Source organism: Emticicia sp. BO119, from assembly GCF_013912375.1.
Classification (GTDB): Bacteria; Bacteroidota; Bacteroidia; order Cytophagales; family Spirosomataceae; genus Emticicia.
In genome coordinates this window covers 1,002,842-1,023,590 of sequence record NZ_JACETV010000002.1, presented here as the reverse complement: position 1 = coordinate 1,023,590, position 20,749 = coordinate 1,002,842, and the positions used below count along the sequence as shown (strand labels likewise).

Annotated in this window: 19 protein-coding genes; 15 read left to right on the top strand and 4 right to left on the bottom strand. The window is 36.5% G+C overall.

Features of this window, described 5'->3' with window-relative positions; all coding sequences use genetic code 11:
* Positions 1 to 90: 90 nt before the first annotated feature.
* Positions 91 to 1,176 carry a hypothetical protein gene (locus H1R81_RS11030; protein WP_181840762.1) on the bottom strand — a complete coding sequence of 362 codons (1,086 nt, stop codon included), beginning with the start codon at positions 1,174 to 1,176 and terminating at the stop codon, positions 91 to 93.
* Between the two features lie 418 nt (positions 1,177 to 1,594).
* On the opposite strand from H1R81_RS11030, the gene H1R81_RS11025 reads away from it, so the two are divergent.
* From H1R81_RS11025 to recA, 3 genes are read left to right on the top strand one after another with little or no spacing between them, the layout of a single operon-like run.
* Positions 1,595 to 2,134, top strand: a complete 540-nt coding sequence (locus H1R81_RS11025; RefSeq protein ID WP_181840761.1) for an SRPBCC family protein — start codon at positions 1,595 to 1,597, stop codon at positions 2,132 to 2,134.
* Positions 2,135 to 2,144: 10 nt separating this feature from the next.
* A complete protein-coding gene (locus H1R81_RS11020) occupies positions 2,145 to 2,375 on the top strand; it encodes a hypothetical protein (RefSeq protein WP_181840760.1) in 231 nt (76 codons plus the stop codon).
* Positions 2,376 to 2,424: 49 nt separating this feature from the next.
* On the top strand, positions 2,425 to 3,492 hold the full coding sequence (recA, locus tag H1R81_RS11015) for a recombinase RecA (RefSeq protein WP_181840759.1): 1,068 nt from the start codon (positions 2,425 to 2,427) through the stop codon (positions 3,490 to 3,492).
* 119 nt (positions 3,493 to 3,611) lie between these two features.
* Here recA and H1R81_RS11010 read toward each other — a convergent pair whose 3' ends face one another.
* Together H1R81_RS11010 and H1R81_RS11005 are read right to left on the bottom strand one after the other, a co-directional pair.
* Entirely contained in the window at positions 3,612 to 4,280 is a 669-nt protein-coding gene (locus H1R81_RS11010) for a pseudouridine synthase (protein WP_181840758.1), read from the bottom strand.
* Positions 4,280 to 5,833 (bottom strand): NFACT RNA binding domain-containing protein, encoded by a 1,554-nt coding sequence (locus H1R81_RS11005; protein ID WP_181840757.1) that lies wholly within the window; start codon positions 5,831 to 5,833, stop codon positions 4,280 to 4,282. Before H1R81_RS11005 ends, H1R81_RS11010 begins: the two co-directional genes overlap by 1 nt.
* Positions 5,834 to 6,010: 177 nt before the next feature.
* On the opposite strand from H1R81_RS11005, the gene H1R81_RS11000 reads away from it, so the two are divergent.
* The 8 genes from H1R81_RS11000 (at position 6,011) to tatC (ending at position 15,675) form a co-directional block, all read left to right on the top strand.
* Positions 6,011 to 7,516, top strand: a complete 1,506-nt coding sequence (locus H1R81_RS11000) for a xylulokinase (RefSeq protein ID WP_181840756.1) — start codon at positions 6,011 to 6,013, stop codon at positions 7,514 to 7,516.
* Positions 7,517 to 7,754: 238 nt separating this feature from the next.
* Complete coding sequence (locus H1R81_RS10995) at positions 7,755 to 8,177, top strand: hypothetical protein (protein WP_181840755.1); 423 nt, start codon at positions 7,755 to 7,757, stop codon at positions 8,175 to 8,177.
* 115 nt (positions 8,178 to 8,292) lie between these two features.
* Positions 8,293 to 9,276, top strand: coding sequence for a M48 family metalloprotease (locus H1R81_RS10990; RefSeq protein WP_181840754.1), 984 nt, complete (start codon positions 8,293 to 8,295; stop codon positions 9,274 to 9,276).
* A 69-nt stretch (positions 9,277 to 9,345) separates the two neighbouring features.
* Positions 9,346 to 10,770: a M48 family metalloprotease gene (locus H1R81_RS10985; protein ID WP_181840753.1), complete on the top strand. Its 1,425-nt coding sequence runs from the start codon at positions 9,346 to 9,348 to the stop codon at positions 10,768 to 10,770.
* A gap of 369 nt (positions 10,771 to 11,139) precedes the next feature.
* Entirely contained in the window at positions 11,140 to 13,599 is a 2,460-nt protein-coding gene (locus H1R81_RS10980) for a penicillin acylase family protein (RefSeq protein ID WP_181840752.1), read from the top strand.
* 50 nt (positions 13,600 to 13,649) lie between these two features.
* Complete coding sequence (locus tag H1R81_RS10975; RefSeq protein ID WP_181840751.1) at positions 13,650 to 14,006, top strand: hypothetical protein; 357 nt, start codon at positions 13,650 to 13,652, stop codon at positions 14,004 to 14,006.
* 123 nt (positions 14,007 to 14,129) lie between these two features.
* Positions 14,130 to 14,741: an OmpH family outer membrane protein gene (locus H1R81_RS10970; RefSeq protein WP_181840750.1), complete on the top strand. Its 612-nt coding sequence runs from the start codon at positions 14,130 to 14,132 to the stop codon at positions 14,739 to 14,741.
* A 49-nt stretch (positions 14,742 to 14,790) separates the two neighbouring features.
* Positions 14,791 to 15,675: a twin-arginine translocase subunit TatC gene (tatC, locus tag H1R81_RS10965; RefSeq protein WP_181840749.1), complete on the top strand. Its 885-nt coding sequence runs from the start codon at positions 14,791 to 14,793 to the stop codon at positions 15,673 to 15,675.
* Positions 15,676 to 15,741: 66 nt separating this feature from the next.
* On the opposite strand, the gene H1R81_RS10960 is transcribed toward tatC, so the two are convergent.
* A complete protein-coding gene (locus tag H1R81_RS10960) occupies positions 15,742 to 16,176 on the bottom strand; it encodes a (4Fe-4S)-binding protein (protein ID WP_181840748.1) in 435 nt (144 codons plus the stop codon).
* 184 nt (positions 16,177 to 16,360) lie between these two features.
* Between H1R81_RS10960 and H1R81_RS10955 the strand changes: the two genes are divergently transcribed.
* The 4 genes from H1R81_RS10955 (at position 16,361) to H1R81_RS10940 (ending at position 20,746) form a co-directional block, all read left to right on the top strand.
* Positions 16,361 to 17,590 (top strand): carboxypeptidase-like regulatory domain-containing protein, encoded by a 1,230-nt coding sequence (locus tag H1R81_RS10955; RefSeq protein ID WP_181840747.1) that lies wholly within the window; start codon positions 16,361 to 16,363, stop codon positions 17,588 to 17,590.
* A 243-nt stretch (positions 17,591 to 17,833) separates the two neighbouring features.
* Positions 17,834 to 18,952, top strand: coding sequence for a Re/Si-specific NAD(P)(+) transhydrogenase subunit alpha (locus H1R81_RS10950; RefSeq protein ID WP_181840746.1), 1,119 nt, complete (start codon positions 17,834 to 17,836; stop codon positions 18,950 to 18,952).
* A gap of 49 nt (positions 18,953 to 19,001) precedes the next feature.
* Complete coding sequence (locus H1R81_RS10945) at positions 19,002 to 19,310, top strand: NAD(P) transhydrogenase subunit alpha (protein WP_220275200.1); 309 nt, start codon at positions 19,002 to 19,004, stop codon at positions 19,308 to 19,310.
* Positions 19,311 to 19,345: 35 nt separating this feature from the next.
* Positions 19,346 to 20,746 (top strand): NAD(P)(+) transhydrogenase (Re/Si-specific) subunit beta, encoded by a 1,401-nt coding sequence (locus H1R81_RS10940; protein ID WP_181840745.1) that lies wholly within the window; start codon positions 19,346 to 19,348, stop codon positions 20,744 to 20,746.
* Positions 20,747 to 20,749: the final 3 nt, after the last annotated feature.

Genomic DNA, 20,749 nt, shown 5'->3' with positions numbered 1-20,749 from the left:
TGTTCTTATGACAATTGGTAGAAGCGGCGCATTGCCTTGTCTCTACTTTTATAGATATTCCGGCCTTTATTAAACGCCAACAATAATATTTCAATGCAACTGATATTTCAAATAAAGCCCTTCTGAGTGTTCAAATTTACCGTTTTGTACATCATAATGAGGTTCTACCCTTAATGAAAGATTTAGCCCTTCTATTACTTTCCAGTCTTTTACTAATCTTAAAATTAAAAGACTTCTGTAAGGTTCGTAGTAACCATTGCTATTGAATTTACGTGAATACGATTGAAATAAATCATTACCCATAGGTGCATAAAAGAAATGCCCGAACCAATAACTTACACCTATCTGAAACTTAGGGTGTTGCCAATAGCCATTTAAGTAATAGGCTGTTCCTTTATATGGGGATTCATAATAACCAACATAGTAATTATCTGCTACAAGGCTCTGATTAGTCAGGAAATCTTTTTGTACCCGTATCCCTAAAGCAGTATTTACCCGTGTTACTACAGGCAACACAGACTGAACGTTTTGTCCACCCGCATGGTACACACTTGCCTGTACTAATCCCTTTACTTTAAAACCTTTTACCATTAAGGCAGGGCTATAAAATGAGAGTCCATTCCATATATTCTCCTGATGTGTCTGCCCGGGGCTGGTGCTTCTTTGCCAGTCAAGCCAGATATCAAAGAAGGTCTCGTCAGTGATACTGCTATTTTTGAGGGTTGTAGTTTTTTGATATTTTATCTGTGCACCATGTTCTAAAGGAGCACTCACTAATCGCTCAAAACTCATCATTGGTTCAATCATTCTATGGTTGATATTCCCTTCTATATTCCCGAATAAGAATCGCCAGTCTTTCTGCTTTATCTGGATAGTAAAAGTAGGTTGAATCTCTTTAAAACCATTAGTACCGAACTCTTTTCGGGCAAAAGCGCCTAATTCGACAGACACTTTTTCATGGGGTTGATAATTCACCTTAGGGTTCAGATAATACCCGATAAGGGTATATCCATCGGCAATATTATTAAAATATTCGTTATTTCTGATATATCCTAAAGACGAAAACTTAAATTGAATTTTTCCAAGTTTTGATTTATTATAAAAATAGGTATTTTCCAGAGCACCTGTATTGGTTTGCGCGTGTGTTTTTGAGAAAATTCCCATTAAAATTGCCATACAAAAAAATTTCCAATTATAAAATCCATTCATCATTAAAAAAATCCGTTCATCATATTTTTTGCGCATAATATTCTAATTTTATATATCTTTGTATTGTCTTAAAGGTTGAGCACTAATAAAACACTTAGAAAAAACTGTTAGTGTCAGAGCGAAGCCAAAGCACAAAAAAACCAAAACATCAATTGTATTTTTTTTATAAAACCCTAAACACTTCCCATTACTCAAAACAAGCTTTTTTCTTTTGAGCAGGAAAGTAAAGAAAAAAAACGAATTATAGATGCTTTGGCTCATTGTAAAATTATTATAAGGGAAGGAAAAGTGTTAGAATAAACAGGTTGAGGTATTTGATGAAGGGCGGATTATTAAAGCAGCTATTATCAATTAAATAAATATTAACCTTAAATTTTAAAAAAAAATGAAAATTCTAAAAACTATCCTATTTGTAATTATCGGTATTGTAGCTCTTTGCTTAATAGCAGCACTATTTATTAAGAAAGATTATGCAGTTGAAAAAGAAGTGGTAATTAATCAACCAAAAGCAGTTGTATTTGATTACATTAAAATGCTCAGGAACCAGAATAATTTCAGTGTATGGGCAAAAATGGACCCTAACATGAAAAAAGAATTTAAGGGCACAGACGGCACAGTAGGTTTTGTATCAGCCTGGGATAGTGAGGATAGTAACGTAGGAAAAGGTGAGCAGGAGATAAAGAATCTTGTTGAGGGCGAAAGAGTTGATTACAAGTTACATTTTATTGAACCTTTTGAATCAACAAGCGATGCCTATATGACAACGGAAAGCGTGGACTCAACCCATACTAAAGTAAAATGGGGTTTCGTAGGAAAAATGAATTATCCGACCAACCTGATGTTAGCTTTTATGGATATGAACGAAGCAATCGGAAAGGATTTTTCAACAGGACTAACTAATTTGAAAGGACTACTCGAAAAATAATTCTAAAAAAATGGCTGTAATTAAAACAAAATACAAGGGGAAAAGTGTTAAAGATACTCTGAACACAACTGAAACCAAGAAAAAACGTTTAGATTGCTTCGACTTATTGAAAATGGCAAGTCAGCAGGAAACAGAGAAAAAAATAGAAAATGTATTAGTTGTATCGAATCTATTAGTAAATTTTCAGCGATTAATTAAAGAAAATTTTATTTCGACTTCACTTAATACACCAATTAAATAATTATTTAATCTAATACACAGTAAACAAAACAATCCAATAAATATAAAAAATGGCAGCAGAAAAAGACAATACCAGCGACAAATTGAAGATTCTCCAGACTACTATGGAGAAATTAGATAAAACTTTTGGTAAAGGTACAGTAATGAGATTGAGCGATACAAAAGTTTTAGAAATTCCTTCTATTTCTACTGGTTCACTTGGGCTTGACCTCGCGTTAGGCGTAGGTGGTTTTCCGAAAGGACGTATCATTGAAATATATGGACCTGAATCTTCTGGTAAAACTACCCTGGCTATGCAAGCCATTGCAGAAGCACAAAAAGGTGGTGGGATAGCCGCGTTCATTGATGCTGAGCATGCCTTTGACCGTGTATATGCCCAGAAATTAGGTATCGAAACCAAAAACCTACTTATTTCTCAGCCTGATTATGGGGAGCAGGCTCTTGAAATTGCCGAACATCTGATCAGCTCAGGCGCAGTAGATATATGCGTGATTGACTCAGTGGCTGCCCTTGTACCTAAAGCCGAATTGGAAGGTGATATGGGGGACAGTAAAATGGGTCTTCAGGCCCGTATGATGTCTCAAGCCATGCGTAAATTAACAGGTACAATTAACAAAACAGGTTGTTGCTGTATTTTCATCAACCAGTTACGTGATAAAATTGGTGTGATGTTTGGCAATCCTGAAACTACAACAGGTGGTAATGCTCTAAAATTCTACGCTTCGGTCAGAATTGATATCCGCCGTATTGGGGCTATTAAAGATGGCGATGAGGTATTGGGTAACCGTACTCGTGTGAAGGTGGTGAAAAATAAAGTAGCTCCTCCGTTTAAAGTAGTAGAATTTGATATTCTCTACGGGCAAGGGGTATCAAAAGCAGGTGAAGTACTTGACCTGGCAGTTGATCTTGAAATTGTAAAAAAATCAGGCTCCTGGTTCTCTTATAATGGAAGCAAATTAGGACAAGGACGTGATGGGGTAAGAGATATGTTGAAAGATAATCCAGAATTGCTCTCTGAATTAGAAGATAAGATCAAGGGTGTAGTGGCAACCAATGCAGATGCACTAATGGACACCAAACCAGGTGATCAGGACGGCGTTGTAGACAAAGACGAGTAAAATAGATACATTAGGATATAAGTTTGGATTCAAAAAGGCCACCCATTGGGTGGTCTTTTTTTGTATATTCTACCCCTAATTGACAGCCTCGCCCACAAGAACGAACAGATGATGAGTCACTATATTTGCAAAATTCTATACTCTCCTGCTACTAAATCCCCCAACTCAATTGTACCCATTCTGACTCGTATCAGTTGTAACACCTCATAATGCAATTTATAACACATCCGCCTGATTTGACGGTTTAAACCTTGAATCAGAATGATTCTGAAAGTGAAATCATCTATCTGTTCTATCCGGCAAGGCAAAGTCATTTTTCCCATAATTTTAATGCCATTGGCCATAGATTCCAGAAAATTTTCGTCAATAGGTTTATCAAGTGTTACGATATATTCCTTTTCAGTCTTATTTTCATTGCGTAGCATTTTGTCATAGAGTGTTCCATCATTAGTCAGAAATAGTAAACCTTCTGATTCTTTGTCTAACCTTCCTACTGGAAATAATTCTTCTTCAAATGGGAGAATTTCTTTCAGATTATCAGCAATAGCAGTATTCAAGGTAGTTTCTATGCCTCTTGGTTTATAGAAAGCAATGTAGATGAGTTTCTTTCCCTCTTTTAATATTCCATCATGATAAACCACTTCATCAGTCTGGCTTAGTTCTACATTAGTATAGACAACCAAACCATTTACCAGAACCTCACCCGACAATATAATTTCTAAAGCCCTCCGATTCGATACCCGTAGCTTCCACACTAATAGATATTGCAAGCGATTTCGGAAAGTCATTAGTTAGGCATTTTGGGTTCTACCATCACCACTTCCTCCTTCTCCACAATTACCTGCCCTTCTGCTAAATCCTTTGTTTTTCTGACAAATTTCTTCTGGGTCAATATTACAGGGGCAAGGGTTTCATTTCTTCGTTTAGAATAATAGGCGGCCAGAGAAGCTGCCGACTCCTTTACAGTATTTGGTATTTTTTTCCCAGCCTTATATTTTACTACTACGTGTGAGCCTTGAGCATCACGGGCATGCAGCCATAAGTCTTCTTTATAGGCATATTGTTGGGTAAGCAGGTCATTGTTTTTTGCATTCCGGCCAACCAGAATTTCAAACCCATCTACTTCAAATCTTTTGAATAAATCTTTATAACTGATGGACTGAGAAGAACTGCGAACAAGCTTGTTGGTTTTCAGATAATTGCGAAGGGCTTTCAGGTGCTCGGCTTGTTCTATTTTTTCTATATGCAGATTCAGATTGCGTAGCAGTTGTTCACGGCTTTCAATATTTTCCATAATTTTCTCAATTTCTATCTTTTCATTCTTGGCTTTGCGATAGAAATTCTCTGCATTTTTCTGAGGCGAAAGTTCGGGTTTCAGTTTGATTGTAATATCCTTCTCCCGATAAAAATCAAATAGTTCTACTTTTTCAGCTCGCTCAGGTATCTGATGAAGATTTGCCATCAGAATATGCCCTATCTCTTCATTTTTAATAGTAGAATCTACATTCTCTAACCGTTGGTAGGCATCTTTCAGATAGAGGTCTGTTTGCTTCTTTTCCTTTGTTAGTTTCCTGAGAATCTCTGCCTTTTCCTTATCAAGCGTACTGACTTTATTATAAAGAACATAGAAAGCATTTATGGCTTCGATAGGATGCTTAAATTCTTGTAAAACTTCTCCTATCGGAAGGAGTGATAAATGCAATTGATGTTCCCAGCGAATAATATAGTATCTGGGATTTTCTAATTTATGAAGTACCTCCTGTAATTTTTCCCACGTAACGGGTTCCTCTTCCAGATAAGCATTTACTACTTTTCCAAAAGTCGGGAATAGTTTACGATAGTCCTGATTATTCGCAACAAAAGCTTCGTAAGATTGGTCAATGGGACGATCTAAAGTGCTTATACGGAGATTTTTATCAGCTACAATTTTACTATGGAAAAGGTCAATTACTTCATCATTCTGAAAAAGAATAATATTCGAGCGATTACCATATAGTTTAAATACTACTGAAAAACCCTGCTCGAAATTAATGGCAAAACATCGTTCGTTCAGAAATTGCTGCACACTCAAAACCTCCAAGTCCATCAGTTGATTAAATAAACCAACACTGTTTTTTCTGGCTCTTTCAAACTGGTCGGTAAAATATAAACAGGAGAAATCGGGGAAGACAACGGCTTTAAGGAAGAATTCTTTATAGTTTTTCTTTTTCCCTCGGGCAGCAGCAAAACCAAAAACCAATTCATCTTTTTCCTGACTGAAGCATTCCATGAGTTTCAGTCCGGTAATTTTGGTCTCTATTTGCCTGGTGAGTTGCCGTAGGAAATAATAATTATTTTGCACGATTCAATAGTAATAAGTCTGCAAAGGTAGGTTAATTTGAGTAAATAACCGAAAAGAGGTAGTTTTGATAAAATTCTGTTTTAACACAGCGTTTCTGAAACAAGTCCATTCTTTGTATTGATTTTGTTTTCCTCTACTAAAAGTGTAACTTTGACAATTAAAATTTCAACCTAATATATGTTACTGCTCGGAATTGATATTGGTACCTCTTCTATTAAGGCATCTGTGGTAGATGCTGATACACAACAAGTGATTGCCTCTGCACAATACCCTGATGTAGAAGCACCTATCTCCTCGCCTTTTGCAGGCTGGGCAGAACAAAGCCCCGAAATGTGGTGGAATAATACCATTGAAGCCATTAAGCGTGTAAATGCTTTGGGCAAACAGGATGACACCAAATTCGACTCCAAAGAAATTGGTGCCATTGGTATTGCCTACCAGATGCATGGTCTGGTAATGGTAGATAAAAATAAAAAGGTATTACGCCCATCTATTATCTGGTGCGATAGCAGAGCCGTGCAAATTGGTGAAAAGGCTTTCAGTGAAATGGGTGAAGAATTATGTCTGAATCATTTGCTGAACTCTCCGGGTAATTTTACAGCTTCAAAATTAGCCTGGGTAAAAGCCAATGAACCACAGATTTTTGAGCAATGTCATAAAATCATGCTACCTGGTGATTATATCGCCATGATGCTGACAGATGAAATCACGACTTCTAATTCAGGTCTATCAGAAGGTATTTTCTGGGATTTTCAGGAGAATAGCGTTTCAAAAGATTTATTGAACTATTATGGTTTTGATGAAAGTATCATTCCTGAAATCAGACCTGTGTTTAGTGAGCATGGAAAAGTAACCTCTTTAATTGCTGATATTTTAGAAATCAAAGCTGGTACGCCAGTCACTTATAAAGCAGGTGACCAGCCCAACAATGCCCTTTCTTTAGATGTATTGAATCCGGGCGAAATTGCTGCTACCGCAGGTACATCAGGTGTAGTATATGCCGTAAGCGACCAGATTTCTTATGACCCGCAATCTCGTATTAATTCATTTGCCCATGTTAATCACCAAATAGATGGAGCAAATCGGGTAGGGATCCTCCTATGTATCAATGGTACTGGAATACTGAATCGTTGGGCAAAAGACAATTTCGGCAAAGATCTCACTTACCCAGATATGAACAAACAAGCCGAACAGGTAACCATCGGTAGCAATGGTCTCTTAGTAATGCCTTTCGGTAATGGTGCAGAGCGTATGCTTAATAACCGCATTTTAGGTGCCTCTTTCCATAATCTTGATTTCAATATTCATTCACAATCACATATATTCCGGGCTGCACAAGAGGGTATTGCTTTTTCTTTGAATTATGGTCTGGGTATTATGCAGGCAAATGGTGTTGAGCCAAAGGTAATCCGTGCCGGAAAAGCCAATATGTTTCTGAGCGATATTTTCAGCAATGCTTTAGTGAATGTAAGTAATACCCCGATTGAACTCTATGATACCGATGGTGCTAAAGGCGCTGCATTAGGTGCAGGATATGGAGTAGCGTATTATAGCACGCCAAAAGAAGCCATGAGCAAACTGAGAAAACTGAAAGTAATAGAGCCAAAGTCGGCAGATGTAACGGCTTATCAGGAGGCTTATGAGAATTGGAAGGTGGTTTTGGAGAAGTTGATGGAGGGCTGATTTAACTACTATGATTTTAGACAGGCTCAATCGGTATTATACTGGTTGAGCCTTTTAATTATAAGAAAATGCAACACATATTACTCCAATAAATCAGGTAAAAATTTACTGCTAATGTTTATCCTTATCCTGTAATCTTCCAAACAAGATACCAGACAATAAATTTAACTGTATAAACTACTACCATATTTCATTTTTTAGTACTTTGCTATTTATACGTTAAACCTATCCTATCGTTATGCAAGACCAAGAAAAGTTCTCTCAATTCATCTCCGAAATCGTTTATAGTGAAATGGACGAAACCCAACAGAGCATCTTTGAACTTGAGGGGAAAGAAATGATAACAAAACTATTTGAACTTGAAGATACCCTGGATTATAGTAGGTCAAATAAACCCCTCAACTTAGATTTTGGCTTTGGTTCAGAGGAGATGGCTGCAATTGTTAAACAAGTTATTGAGGTGGCCCCAATATTAATATCATCATTTACACTGTATTTAACTATCCGTCGTGATTTAAATAAAGAAAAAGAAGACAGGTTGAAAGAATTAAAAGCCCAATGGAAAAGCAGGTTGATTTTAGATGAGAATATAGATGATAAAATAGCCGACGCACTCGTAAATAAATATGCAGATAAATTACTTAAAATAGCAGATGAGTAGCTTGTCATTTGGTTTCTTGTTAATACTACTATTTATTTTAATTCTCTTTATTTTAATTAGAAAAGACTCATATTCTATCGATAAGATAGAGGTTAAAAATATTTCTCGTATAAATATGGAGAAAATAATTGATTCTTTAAATGAATTAGATATTGATTGGGTAAAACTTAAAAAATGGTACGTCAGACAAGCAAAAATACAAGCAAGAAAACAAAGACTGAATTTACCTATTGCCATACTTTTCTTTATTGTATTAAATACCGCTAATATCCTTTTTCTACTTTCCTACCTTGAAGAAAAAAAAGAACAATTAAATAGAATGGTTCGATATGATAATTCCATAATAATCGATGATATAGGAGGTTTGCGGTCTGATCACACAGAAGAACGCAAAAAAATAGACGATACTTTAATCGGGCTAATAACTTTTGCTTTTTTTTTCACCATAACTTTCATACAAATATATCCATTTATATTTTTTCGTTTAAACCATTATTTAAAAGAGGTTAATTACAAGAGGTTAGATCGAAATTCTTTTCAATCGCTTTGGTCACTCATTGATGATTTATCTCAATCAATGTCTTTAAATATGAACGTGCAACTATTCTACTTACAAGAGAATAATTTTGAAGCGCATATCCTAAAGGAAAAGGACAATATTAATCTTTTTTTAAGTAGAAAAATGATTTCATTTTATAGTCAGGATTTGCAGAAATTTAAAGTAATTCTAGCACATGAATTTGGCCATGTAATACAGGGAGATACCAAATTTTTACTATCCGGAGTGCAGTCCCTAAGAAAATCTTTTATCATTTCATATATTGGATTTATTATAGCATATATTATCGGGTTGGAATATGGTGCCAGTGCTGTATTAGCTATAACTTCCTTTATTTATTACTCCATTTTCAGGAAAAGAAGGCACGAAGCAGAATATTTGGCTGATATTGCCTCTGTATGCTATTTACAAAACAAGACAATTGCAGAGGTCTTAGAACTTTCCATAATAAAAGATACGCCTTTCTATCCGACTAAAATGAAACGCCTTAGTAATTTATATAACACTTTACATAGATTTCAAACTAACCATATAGGATAGTTTATTTATAAGGGTTATCATATATATACTATTGCTGAATAATTTCAGATAAATTATTAAATCTAGCAGATGATTAGCTTACCATACGGTTTTTTAGTACTACTGTTGCTCTTTTTACTACTTCTATATTTTGTAAGTAGAAAGAGTAACGACACCCTATCTAATTTATATGACAGAAATAAAGAGGACCATGTTGATTCAAATGAAAGAGAAGAATTCAGTAGAGTTATTGATCTGCTAAGTGTTTATTGGCCCCGATTACAAGGGTGGTATTTAAAACTAACCCAAAAGCATAATAACAAGCTTAGTAAGGAAAACCATGAGAATGAAATTAATGATACCAATAACGAAGCCGAGGAGGAGGCATTCGTTAATACTTTAAAGGCTAATTGGCTTCGGCTACAAGAATGGTATTTAAAACAAGCCCAAAAACATGGAAAAAAGCAAAGACGAAATTTATCAACAACCGTCGTTTCATTTGTTATAATAAATATCCTTAATCTTCTTTTTGCGTTTTATTCTTTGAACGAAGTAAATGTAGAGTTAACAAAATTTGAAAAATTTAATAGAGTTTTTTATAACGACTATGATAATCTTGAAGAAATTATTGCATTTCCATTAGAAGAGATTCCTGTTCCTGATCAAGATGAAATGTATGAGATTTTAAAAAAATATAAGCCAACATCAGATGAGGCTTGGTTCGCTATTAAAAATTATAATGAAAAGCAATTAGAGAAAATAGACAAAGCCTATCAAAAACTATATCAAGGGATAATTGCTTTTATTTTTGGTTTAGTAATAACTTTTATACAGATATATCCATTTTTATTCTTTCGCTTCGAAAATTATTTAAAAAATACCAGCTATAAGAAAATAGACCGGAATTCATTCCAATCTATTTGGACTTCAATTGATTATATAGCTAAGTCTATGAACATAGATATGCCCGTTAATTTGTACTATTTGCAAGAAAACAATTTCGAAGCCCATGTGATAAATAATGAAGAGCATATTGACCTTTTTTTAAGCAGACAAATGATTTCGTTTCATAGCCAGGACATAGATAAATTTCAGGCCATTATTGCCCATGAGTTTGGTCATGTAATACAAGGTGATACCAAATTTTTATTATCAAGTGTTTACTCTTTAAGAAAATCTTTTGTTATATCTATTATTGGGTTAATAGTAACCTTTTTAATTGGTATCGATTTCTGGAGTTTTGTTGCATTATCTGTCGCATCTTTTTTCTTTTATACCAACTTTGTAGAAAGAAGACATAAATCAGAATATTTAGCTGATATTGCTTCATTATGCTATTTGCAAAATGATAAAATTCTGGATGTACTGAATTTATCTGTGACAAAAGATAGTCCTTATTATCCAACTAAAATTCAACGAATTAATAACTTAAATAAAATTTTGCATAGGTTTCAGTCTGACAACGCAGATAATAATTTAAAATACAGAGTCGAAGATTTTTTAGCAGACATTTAGTTAATAACAATCTGCTTAGAGTATGTTTAAAAAACAATTACTGAAGCTAAGCTTTTATCTTTTAAACTCCTGATTTAGTTATTCATAGCGTGGCAAAATACTGACTGCAATTGATGCAATGCATCTGTGTAAATGACATTTGTTTAACTCTATTTCGCGTCATCAGTGCATAAACCACAATATTAAAAAAATCCTAAAAATCATCTGAATAACAAAATCTTCAATTCTTTTCATTACATTCGCAACAGAATGAATAGTATGTTTGCATACAAATAATGTATTCTATTTAAAGAATTATTTCTGATAACAAACAGCCTGTTTCTGACTAACAGTTAACCAAAATCCTGCCTTTTCAACACTAAGTCATTTATGAAATTCATTAAGTTTCTTGTAAGTTTACTCATCGCTGCTGGTTTAACTTACGTATTAAACAACCCCTTGGGAGCACTACCTGCTCTTGGAAAACTATTTGACCCGTTTGGGGGCTTCTGGCAAAATGGCGGCACTAAATCTTCTCCTGATGAACTCAAATTAGAAGGTATCAAAGATGAAGTAAGCGTTATCTTCGATGATAATCGTGTACCTCACGTTTTTGCCCAAAATGAAGACGACCTTTATTTTACACAGGGTTATCTGGTAGCGCAAGACCGCCTATGGCAAATGGAGTTTTATACCTTAGCCGCATCAGGCCGATTATCAGAAGTAGTAGGTGAAAGAGCCATTGAACTCGATCGCTACAACCGTCGAATGGGTATGGCCGAAACAGCAAAAAAAATCGCAGCTTCCTACAAAAAAGATGATATTGCTTTTAAAGTTCTGACAGCCTACGCAGCCGGAGTAAATGCTTATCTCAAACAATTATCCTATAAAAACTTACCGGTAGAATATAAAATCATAGGCTATCAACCTGAAGAATGGTCACCTTATAAAACCATCCTGATGTTGATGAATATGCGCCAGGTATTAAATGGCGGTAGTGAAGATTTCAGAATGAGTAATGTTCTGGCTAAATATGGACCTGATGTTGTAAAAGACTTATTCCCTGATTATCCTATTGTAGAATCTCCGATTATTCCTGTTGGCACAAAATGGGATTTTACTCCAGTACCTGTTCCGGCAACCCCTGCCGAAATAGCTGCTAAACCTGCCGATAAAGTTGGTGCAGTGGCTTTTAATATCCCTGCGCCAGCTCCTGAAATTGGTAGTAACAACTGGGCAGTTGGTGGTAGTAAATCGGCGACGGGCTTACCAATTTTAGCGAATGACCCCCACTTAGGGCTTACTTTACCCTCAATCTGGTATCAAATGCAACTATCTACCCCTACCCTCAATGTATATGGTGCTTGCTTACCCGGTACACCCGGAGTAACCATTGGTTTCAATAAAGATATTGCCTGGGGTGTAACGAACGTAGGGTCAGATGTAATGGATTTCTATCAGATAAAATTCAAAGATAAATCTCAGAAAGAATACTGGTACAACGGCACCTGGAAGCCAACTACCATGGTTATTGAAGAATTTAAAATTAAAGGAAAAGAGTCTGTAAAAGACACGGTTTATTATACACATCATGGTCCTGTATTATATAACCGCGCCAGCGAAAGTAACTTTTCTAAAAATGTACCTATCGGCCATGCCATGAGATGGGTAGGACATGAGGTTGACAATTCAGACTTAATGGGTTTCTATTATCTGAATCGCGCGAAAAACTATGATGATTATCGCAAGGCACTTACTTACTACAAAGCCCCTGCCCAAAACTTTGTTTTCGCCGATAATCATAATGATATTGCCATTACACCCAACGGCAAGTTGCCTTTGAAATGGAAAGAACAAGGCAAGTTTATTCTGGATGGTTCTAATCCGGCACATGACTGGCAGGGTTGGATACCAGCCGAACAAAATCCGACAGTTAAAAATCCTCCTCGTGGGTTTGTAAGTTCGGCTAACCAATTTTCTACCGACCCTACTTATCCTTATTATTTAGGTTGGAAGTTTGCCCCTGCTGAAAGAGGTATCCGCATCAATGAGCGTTTAGAAGCAATGCAAAAAGCAACGGTTGATAGTTTACGCTCAGTACAGAACGATAATTTCAACGTGGAAGCACGCAGGGTCTTGCCAGATTTGATGAAAATATTAGCGGCTGATTCTACCAATAAAGACAATGCGGCGTATCAGGCATTAGTGAAATGGAATATGAAAAATGACCCTTACGAAGTTGCGCCGACTATTTTTGAAAGATGGGTGAAAGAATTGAGAATATGGGTTTGGGAAGATGATTTTTCTGCACAAAGTGAAAAAGACCCGATGAGCCTCCCTACCAGAGACCGCACCTGGGACATGATAAAAAATCAGCCTACTGCCAAATGGTTTGATAATATTAATACTAAAGATAAAGTAGAAACGGTAGAAGATATTGTGAGAGGAAGTTTCAAAGCTACTGTTGATTCCCTGACTGCCAAATTAGGCCCATTAAATGCCGAAGCCTGGGCATGGACAAAAGTTAAAAGTACCGATATTAATCACTTAGGCCGACTACCTGGCTTTGGCAGACAGGATATTCCGAATGGTGGTGGTCCGGGTATCGTAAACGCTACTTCTGAAACACATGGGCCTTCGTGGCGTATGGTAGTACAATTAGACAAAGAATGGCCTAAAGCTTATGGATTATATCCTGGAGGTCAATCGGGTAATCCCGGAAGCCCTTATTATGATAATATGGTTGACAAATGGGCAAAAGGTGAGTTGAACGAGCTCCTCTTTATGAAAACAAAAGATGAAAAGAGTAGCCGGATAGTGTCAACCACTAAAATCGTGTCAGATAAGTAACCGAATAAAAAGACGCTATCAGATTATTAAATCTTAAACGAAATTATCCAATGCCTTTTATAATTATTCTTGTTGTCAGTGCTATTGCACAATTATTCCTCCCCTGGTGGGTGATTGCCCCGATTGCTTTTTTGGTGGGAATGCTGAAATCAAAATCTGCCGGAAGTTCTTTCTTTGCAGGGGCAGGAGCTATTGCTACCCTGTGGATAGCCTATGCGCTTTATCTGAATATTTCTTCTGATGGACTAATGCTTACCCGCATTGGTAATCTGTTTTCAGAAAGTCTGAAATTCTTGAAAAATATCCCCTATTCTATTTCTTTTTTTGTCATTATGGCACTTATCGGAGGTTTAGTAGGGGGTTTCTCGGCTTTGGCAGGCTATCAGTTCAAGCAATTAGTCAAATAAAAGCCTTTACGATCCCTCTTTTTCTGAGGGATTTTTCTATCTTTGCAGGCTTTATTTGCAAAAAACTTTATCAAATACTTTTCATAGTACACAGACATCAGGTGTACGCTAATTAATTTTCAAATGAAAAAACTTTCAGTTTTCGTTCTATTAGTTTCTCTTATTGCGTGGGGTTGTGACAAATCATCTTCTACTTCAACAACGGCAGGTGGTAAGCAAGTAGCGGGTCGTATTGTATATGTAAATACCGACACCTTGCTTAATAAATATGACTATTATAAAGACATCAGCAAGGCTTCTGAAAATAAAAGATTTCAGTTAGAAAATGACCTACAGAACAAGGCTCGTACGTTCCAGAACAAAGTAGCGTTTTTTCAACAAAGAGCCCAGCAAGGCCATATGACTCAGGAACAAGCGCAAACTACTCAAATGCAATTACAACAGGAAGAACAAAACCTGATGGCATATCGTGATAAAAATGCACAACAATTGGCGCAGGAAGAAGCGAAGAAAACAGAGGATATTCTGAATAAAATTCACGATTACCTGAAGGAGTTCAATACAGGTGATAAATATGACATGGTAATTGGTTACTCTAAAGGAGGTGGCGTGTTATTTGCTAAAGAAGACCTCGACATTACCAAACAAGTATTGGAAGGCCTGAACAAAAAATATGCTGAAGATAAAAAAAGCGGAAAAATAACTATTGAAAAAGATAGTACTGCCAAGAAGTAAAAACCATTTTGCACTTCTTGCGTATATTTGAAAGAAAATTATTGAAAAAATGCCATTAGATCAAACTCCGTATTACGACTACGATGACGAGCCGAAAGAAGAAGAAGCGGGCAAGGAGATGTCGTTTTTAGACCACCTTGAAGAGCTTAGATGGCACTTAATCCGTGCCGCTGCCGCTATCGTTTTCTTCATGATTTTTGCTTTTGTTTATATTGAAGAAATTTATGAGACTGTTATCTTAGGGCCGTCTAAGATAGATTTCTGGACTTACCGCATGATGTGTAAGTTAGGACAAGCTGTTGGTGCACAAGGACTTTGTGTGGATAAACTCCAATTCAGTTTAATGAGCCGTGAGGTATCAGGGCAATTCATTATGGCCTTTACATCTGCGGCAATCATCGGTCTGGTATTCGCTTTCCCGTATGTATTCTGGGAAATATGGCGTTTTGTGAAACCGGGTTTAAAACCTACTGAAATGAAATCAGCCAGAGGTGCAGTTTTCTATGTTACTTTCTTATTCTTTTCGGGGGTTTTATTTGGTTATTTTATTGTTTCGCCATTGGCTATCAACTTTTTAGTTAATTTTCAGATTAGTAAGAGTATCGAAAATCAATTTGATATAGGTTCTTATATTTCTTTATTAGCTACCCTTACTTTAGCTTGTGGAGTGGCCTTTCAGTTGCCTATAGCTATATTTGTACTAACTAAAATTGGTGTCATCGGCCCTGAGTTTATGAGAACCTACCGTAAACACGCGGTGGTTGTTATTCTGATTGTAGCAGCTGTAATTACACCATCACCCGATGTTACGAGTCAGCTATTAGTAGCTTTCCCGTTGTACATTCTCTACGAAGTAAGTATTATTATATCGGCAAGAGAAGAAAAAAGACGACTGGCTGATTTAGCTGCTGAGGGAGGAGAAATAAAAGATTAGTCTTAAAATATTCAATAAAAATGGGTTATCATAAAATTCTTGATAACCCATTTTTACTTTGATTCTTCAGGCTATAAAACCTATTTTGGTATGTGTACCATCACAAAAAGGCTTGTTTTCAGAAGAGCCACAACGGCACAGTGCTGTAACCTTATGCTTCCTGGTTATATTACCTTCTGAATCCTTAATTGATATATTACCATAGACTAATAAAGGCCCGTTTTTGGCAGTTTCTACAATTGTTTCACTATCTATCTGCTTCTCCTGTTCGCCTGCTACGTTTTTAAAATAAGATAGTGCTCCTGAAGGACATTTATCTATTTGCTCCATAATTTTCTCACCGCTCTCGTGTTCAGGTGTTACCCACGGCCGCTTTCGAGGGTCGAATACATGAGGTAAGCCCCGAAAACAGATAGCTGAGTGAATACACATATGTGGCTGCCAGACAACCGTTACTTCATCATTTGCGTAATGCTTGGTTATTTTCTTTTGTTCTTCCATATCGGTCGTAAATTTTATTCAATAATAAGGAAATTTAGATTTATTTCAAATCTGCTTTTCTTTGCTTTTAAAATGGTGTCTGTAAATTTCCGTTGAAGATTTTCAGAATTATTCAAAAAATAACTAAACAATTAGTTATACCTTTGTATTATAATTGATGAAATACTTGTCTTATAAAGCCTGCATGCGTACAACAACTATTACAATTACTTTACTATTATTCTGTTTTTCTTTAGCCGGCTTCTGTCAACTAAACATAGAAGGGCGTGTAATTGATGCGGCAGATAAAAAACCTTTGATTTTTGCCAATGTGTTTATCAGTAATACAACCAAAGGCCAACAAACCGACGACAAAGGCAGATTTAAACTCATAAACGTGCCATCTGGTACTATTGATCTGGTAATAAGTTATGTAGGATATCAAACCTTCTCTTTACAATTAAAAGCCGATACATTACGAAAGCCACTGCTGATAATGCTGAACGCCGATGCGATTGAATTACAGGGAGTGACAATTAAACGACTGAAAGATGGCTTCAGAAAATACTATCACATTTTTGAAGAAGGATTTATGGGTAAAACAAATTTTTCAAAAGAATGTAAACTGAAAAATTCTGAGGCCTTAACATTCAGTATGAATAATGATGATTCTGAACTGATTATCAGAGCCGAAGAACCATTGAAAATTGAAAATAAAGCTTTAGGATATGTAGTAAAATATCAGTTAGAAGAGTTCAGATACAACTTTAAAGAGCGTTATATTTCTTTCTGGGGTTATCCGTTCTTTGAAGAAATGAAAACAAGAAGTGACAGACGAAGAAAACAATGGATCGAAAACAGAAATAAAGCGTATTATGGGTCTTCACAACATTTTCTGAAAGCCCTGACCGAACAAAAGCTCAGCGAAGAAGGCTATGTGATGCACACTCTGATCCGACAGAATAAAATGCTTTTTTCTGTGCCTTTGGTAGCTGAAAAACGAGATAGCACAGGCAATATAGTAACCGAGGCATCTAAAGAAAAAATGATGGTTGATTCTGCTGATCTTAAGCTAAGGATCAATCAGTCTTTAAAGAAATTAGCTACTAATGGTTTTGCCAGATATATACAGTATTTAGTCAGAACTCCACTAAAAGAATCAGAAATAGTAAGCTCTCATAAGGATGTATTTAACATTGAATTTACAAATCATTTATATGTAATATACAACAAAGAATTTGAAGAGCCACAATTTGCAGATGGCGGGCAAAAAAATATACCTCAAACTTCTATTCTATCATTACTGGAATCTCCGGCAATTGTCGAAAAAAATGGTCATCTGATTAATCCTTTAGCTATTGTCTTTGAGGGAAGATGGGGCTATGAAAAAATGGGCGAGTTACTTCCACTTGATTACCTACCTGATTTACCTTAGAAATTACATAAGTTTTTTTTTAATCATATAATCTTCTGGTTTGATTCTGAAGCAGATTTTCAGAATAAGCCACGCTTTCCTGATTATTTTTTAATCAATTCGTCGAGACAATAGCAAAAGACATAGGTAAAAACCCTCCCGTTAGTCGAAACATTTTTTAACGGCAATTTAACTTATGAATATATTGATAAATATTTGAATTATTTCTATATTAGAGGCGTAATAAATAAAGCTTACTACCCAGTGAAAATAGTAATAATTAAAGAAACCAAAGCATTTGAAAAACGTGTTGCCCTAAGTCCCGAAGTCTGCAAACAACTGATTCAAGCCGGATTTGAGTGTGCGATTGAAAAAGAAGCCGGAGTCTCCTCCTTTTTTGACGATACAGCTTATGAAGCCATTGGTGTTAAATCTGAAAAAGATAAATCTTCTCTACTTTCAGGTGCTGATATCGTATTGAAAGTAAACCCGCTTACGGTTGAGGAAGTCGGGCATATGAAAAAAGGTGCTGTGTCTATCTCATTCATGTACGCGGCTACAAATCCAGAGCTCATAGAAGCCAGTGTCAGGCAAGGTATTTCTGCTTTTTCGGTCGATGCGATCCCCCGTATTTCCAGAGCCCAGAAAATGGATGCACTGAGTTCACAAGCTAATCTTGGGGGCTACAAATCTGTTATTATTGGTGCTTATCATTTAGGTAAAATCTTCCCTTTGCTCATGACTGCCGCAGGTACTATTAAACCTGCTAAAGTAGTAATTATGGGTGCAGGGGTGGCCGGCTTACAGGCTATTGCGACGGCCAAACGCCTGGGAGCAGTAGTGGAAGTAAGCGATATTCGCCCCGAAACCAAAGAGCAGGTACAATCATTAGGTGGAAGGTTTATCGAAGTGCAAGGTGATGATTCTGTAAAAATTGAGGGAGGCTATGTGAAAGGCGTATCAGAAGATTTTCTCAAAAGGCAACAGGAAGTAATTGCGAAACACATCAGTGAAGCCGATTTAGTGATTACCACTGCCTTGATACCTGGTAAAAAAGCCCCGATGCTGGTGCCTGAAGAAGTTGTAAAAAGCATGAAATTAGGTTCTGTAATAGTTGATATGGCCGTAGAACAGGGTGGTAACTGTGCTTGCAGCGAATATGGCAAGACTGTTACCAAACATGGTGTAACTATCGTTGGTGAACCAAATATTCCTTCGCTTCTACCATTGAATGCAAGTGAATTATATGCCAAAAATATTTCAACTTTTTTATTACACCTGGCAAATAAAGACGGTTTCAAGTGGGAAATGGATGAAGAAATAACTAAGGGTTCATTGATTGTGCATGAAGGCAAAGCAGTGCACCCATCTGTGGTAAAATAGATTCAATACTAATATTCAACTCATTAAATTCTAAATAACCTTATTTATAATGATTAACGATATAGTCAGTTTTTTAGGCGAAAATATTGAGATGATATACATTCTGATATTATCTGTTTTTGTAGGCGTAGAGGTAATTGGCAAAGTACCTGCGGTGCTACATACCCCTTTAATGAGTGGTGCAAATGCTATTCATGGGGTGGTGATTGTGGGAGCTATTATTGTGATGCTAAATACGCCTGTTGATAATATATTGGCATTAGCACTGGGTTTTGTAGCAGTGGTATTAGGAACACTCAATGTAGTTGGAGGCTTTGCCGTAACAGACAGAATGTTGGAAATGTTTAAGAAAAAATAAAGAAGACACACACCTACCCTATCAAATTCAGTGCAATGGAGATAAAATACATTCTGGATATAGTCTATTTAATAGCCTCTGTCACTTTTGTAATAGGCTTAAAAATGTTAAGCCACCCCGACACCGCCCGAAGAGGGAATCTGTATGCCGCATTCGGTATGACCTTAGCTATAGCAGGTACTATTCTATGGTATAATCATCCTGACGGTTATACGTCAAGAGAGCCTTTGAAAATCATTCTGATTTTAGCTGCTATAGGCATTGGTACTGTAGCTGGCTGGCTAACAGCCAACAAAGTACAAATGACCAAAATGCCTGAGTTAGTATCACTTTTCAATGGAATGGGGGGTGCTTGTGCGGCCTTAATCGGCATTATGGAATATGAACATAATATTGGTAATACAGGAGCTCTGGCAACCATCATTGCAGGCATGATTATCGGCTCAGTGTCTTTCAGCGGAAGTATCATTGCTTTTCTGAAACTGAACGAAACCATGAAAAAGCCTGTCAGGCTACCATCTTATAATATTCTGAATACAATTATAATGGTAGCATTGATTGTCTTCGGTATCTATATTGTTTATGCACAACCAGAACACATGCTATTGCCTGTGTTGCTTTTTGTTTCAGCTTTGATATATGGGGTCTTATTTGTGATTCCGATCGGGGGGGCTGATATGCCAGTGGTAATTTCCTTACTTAACTCTTTTACTGGTCTGGCAGCTGCTTTTGGGGGATTCCTGTATCAGAATCAGGTAATGCTTACCGGAGGGATTTTAGTAGGTTCTGCTGGTACAATCCTTACTTTAGCTATGTGTAAAGCGATGAATCGTCCATTAAGTAATGTTATTTTCGGTGCATTCGGTGGTGGCGGAGCGAGTGCCGCAGGCAATGATGTAAAAGGCAGTATAAAAGACATTTCAATTTCGGATACAGCCATTTTAATGAACTATGCTAAAAAAGTTGTAATAGTGCCTGGTTATGGTTTAGCGGTGGCACAGGCTCAACACGTGATCCATGAATTAGAAACATTGCTCGAAGAAAGAGGCGTTAATGTTGAATATGCTATTCATCCTGTAGCAGGACGCATGCCGGGGCACATGAACGTTTTATTGGCCGAAAGTAATGTATCTTATGATAAATTAGTTGAGATGGAAGACATCAATCCAGAATTTGCCAAAACCGATGTGGTTTTAGTAGTTGGAGCCAACGATGTAGTAAACCCTGCGGCCAAAACCGATCCATCTTCTCCTATTTTTGGTATGCCTATTTTAGATGTTGAAAATGCTCATAACGTAATAGTAAATAAAAGAAGCATGAATGCAGGTTATGCAGGTATTGATAACTTATTGTTTTATCAGCCAAAAACAAGTATGCTTTTTGGTGATGCGAAGGGAGTGCTAACCAAATTGGTAAGTGAGTTAAAGCAGATGTAAAAT

Excerpts from the sequence above, each read along its gene's own strand:
- H1R81_RS11030 (WP_181840762.1), bottom strand. The coding sequence starts at position 1,176 with ATGGCAATTTTAATGGGAATTTTCTCAAAAACACACGCGCAAACCAAT.
- H1R81_RS11025 (WP_181840761.1), top strand. The coding sequence starts at position 1,595 with ATGAAAATTCTAAAAACTATCCTATTTGTAATTATCGGTATTGTAGCT.
- H1R81_RS11020 (WP_181840760.1), top strand. The coding sequence starts at position 2,145 with ATGGCTGTAATTAAAACAAAATACAAGGGGAAAAGTGTTAAAGATACT.
- recA (WP_181840759.1), top strand. The coding sequence starts at position 2,425 with ATGGCAGCAGAAAAAGACAATACCAGCGACAAATTGAAGATTCTCCAG.
- H1R81_RS11010 (WP_181840758.1), bottom strand. The coding sequence starts at position 4,280 with ATGACTTTCCGAAATCGCTTGCAATATCTATTAGTGTGGAAGCTACGG.
- H1R81_RS11000 (WP_181840756.1), top strand. The coding sequence starts at position 6,011 with ATGTTACTGCTCGGAATTGATATTGGTACCTCTTCTATTAAGGCATCT.
- H1R81_RS10995 (WP_181840755.1), top strand. The coding sequence starts at position 7,755 with ATGCAAGACCAAGAAAAGTTCTCTCAATTCATCTCCGAAATCGTTTAT.
- H1R81_RS10990 (WP_181840754.1), top strand. The coding sequence starts at position 8,293 with ATGGAGAAAATAATTGATTCTTTAAATGAATTAGATATTGATTGGGTA.
- H1R81_RS10985 (WP_181840753.1), top strand. The coding sequence starts at position 9,346 with ATGATTAGCTTACCATACGGTTTTTTAGTACTACTGTTGCTCTTTTTA.
- H1R81_RS10980 (WP_181840752.1), top strand. The coding sequence starts at position 11,140 with ATGAAATTCATTAAGTTTCTTGTAAGTTTACTCATCGCTGCTGGTTTA.
- H1R81_RS10975 (WP_181840751.1), top strand. The coding sequence starts at position 13,650 with ATGCCTTTTATAATTATTCTTGTTGTCAGTGCTATTGCACAATTATTC.
- H1R81_RS10970 (WP_181840750.1), top strand. The coding sequence starts at position 14,130 with ATGAAAAAACTTTCAGTTTTCGTTCTATTAGTTTCTCTTATTGCGTGG.
- tatC (WP_181840749.1), top strand. The coding sequence starts at position 14,791 with ATGCCATTAGATCAAACTCCGTATTACGACTACGATGACGAGCCGAAA.
- H1R81_RS10960 (WP_181840748.1), bottom strand. The coding sequence starts at position 16,176 with ATGGAAGAACAAAAGAAAATAACCAAGCATTACGCAAATGATGAAGTA.
- H1R81_RS10955 (WP_181840747.1), top strand. The coding sequence starts at position 16,361 with ATGCGTACAACAACTATTACAATTACTTTACTATTATTCTGTTTTTCT.
- H1R81_RS10945 (WP_220275200.1), top strand. The coding sequence starts at position 19,002 with ATGATTAACGATATAGTCAGTTTTTTAGGCGAAAATATTGAGATGATA.
- H1R81_RS10940 (WP_181840745.1), top strand. The coding sequence starts at position 19,346 with ATGGAGATAAAATACATTCTGGATATAGTCTATTTAATAGCCTCTGTC.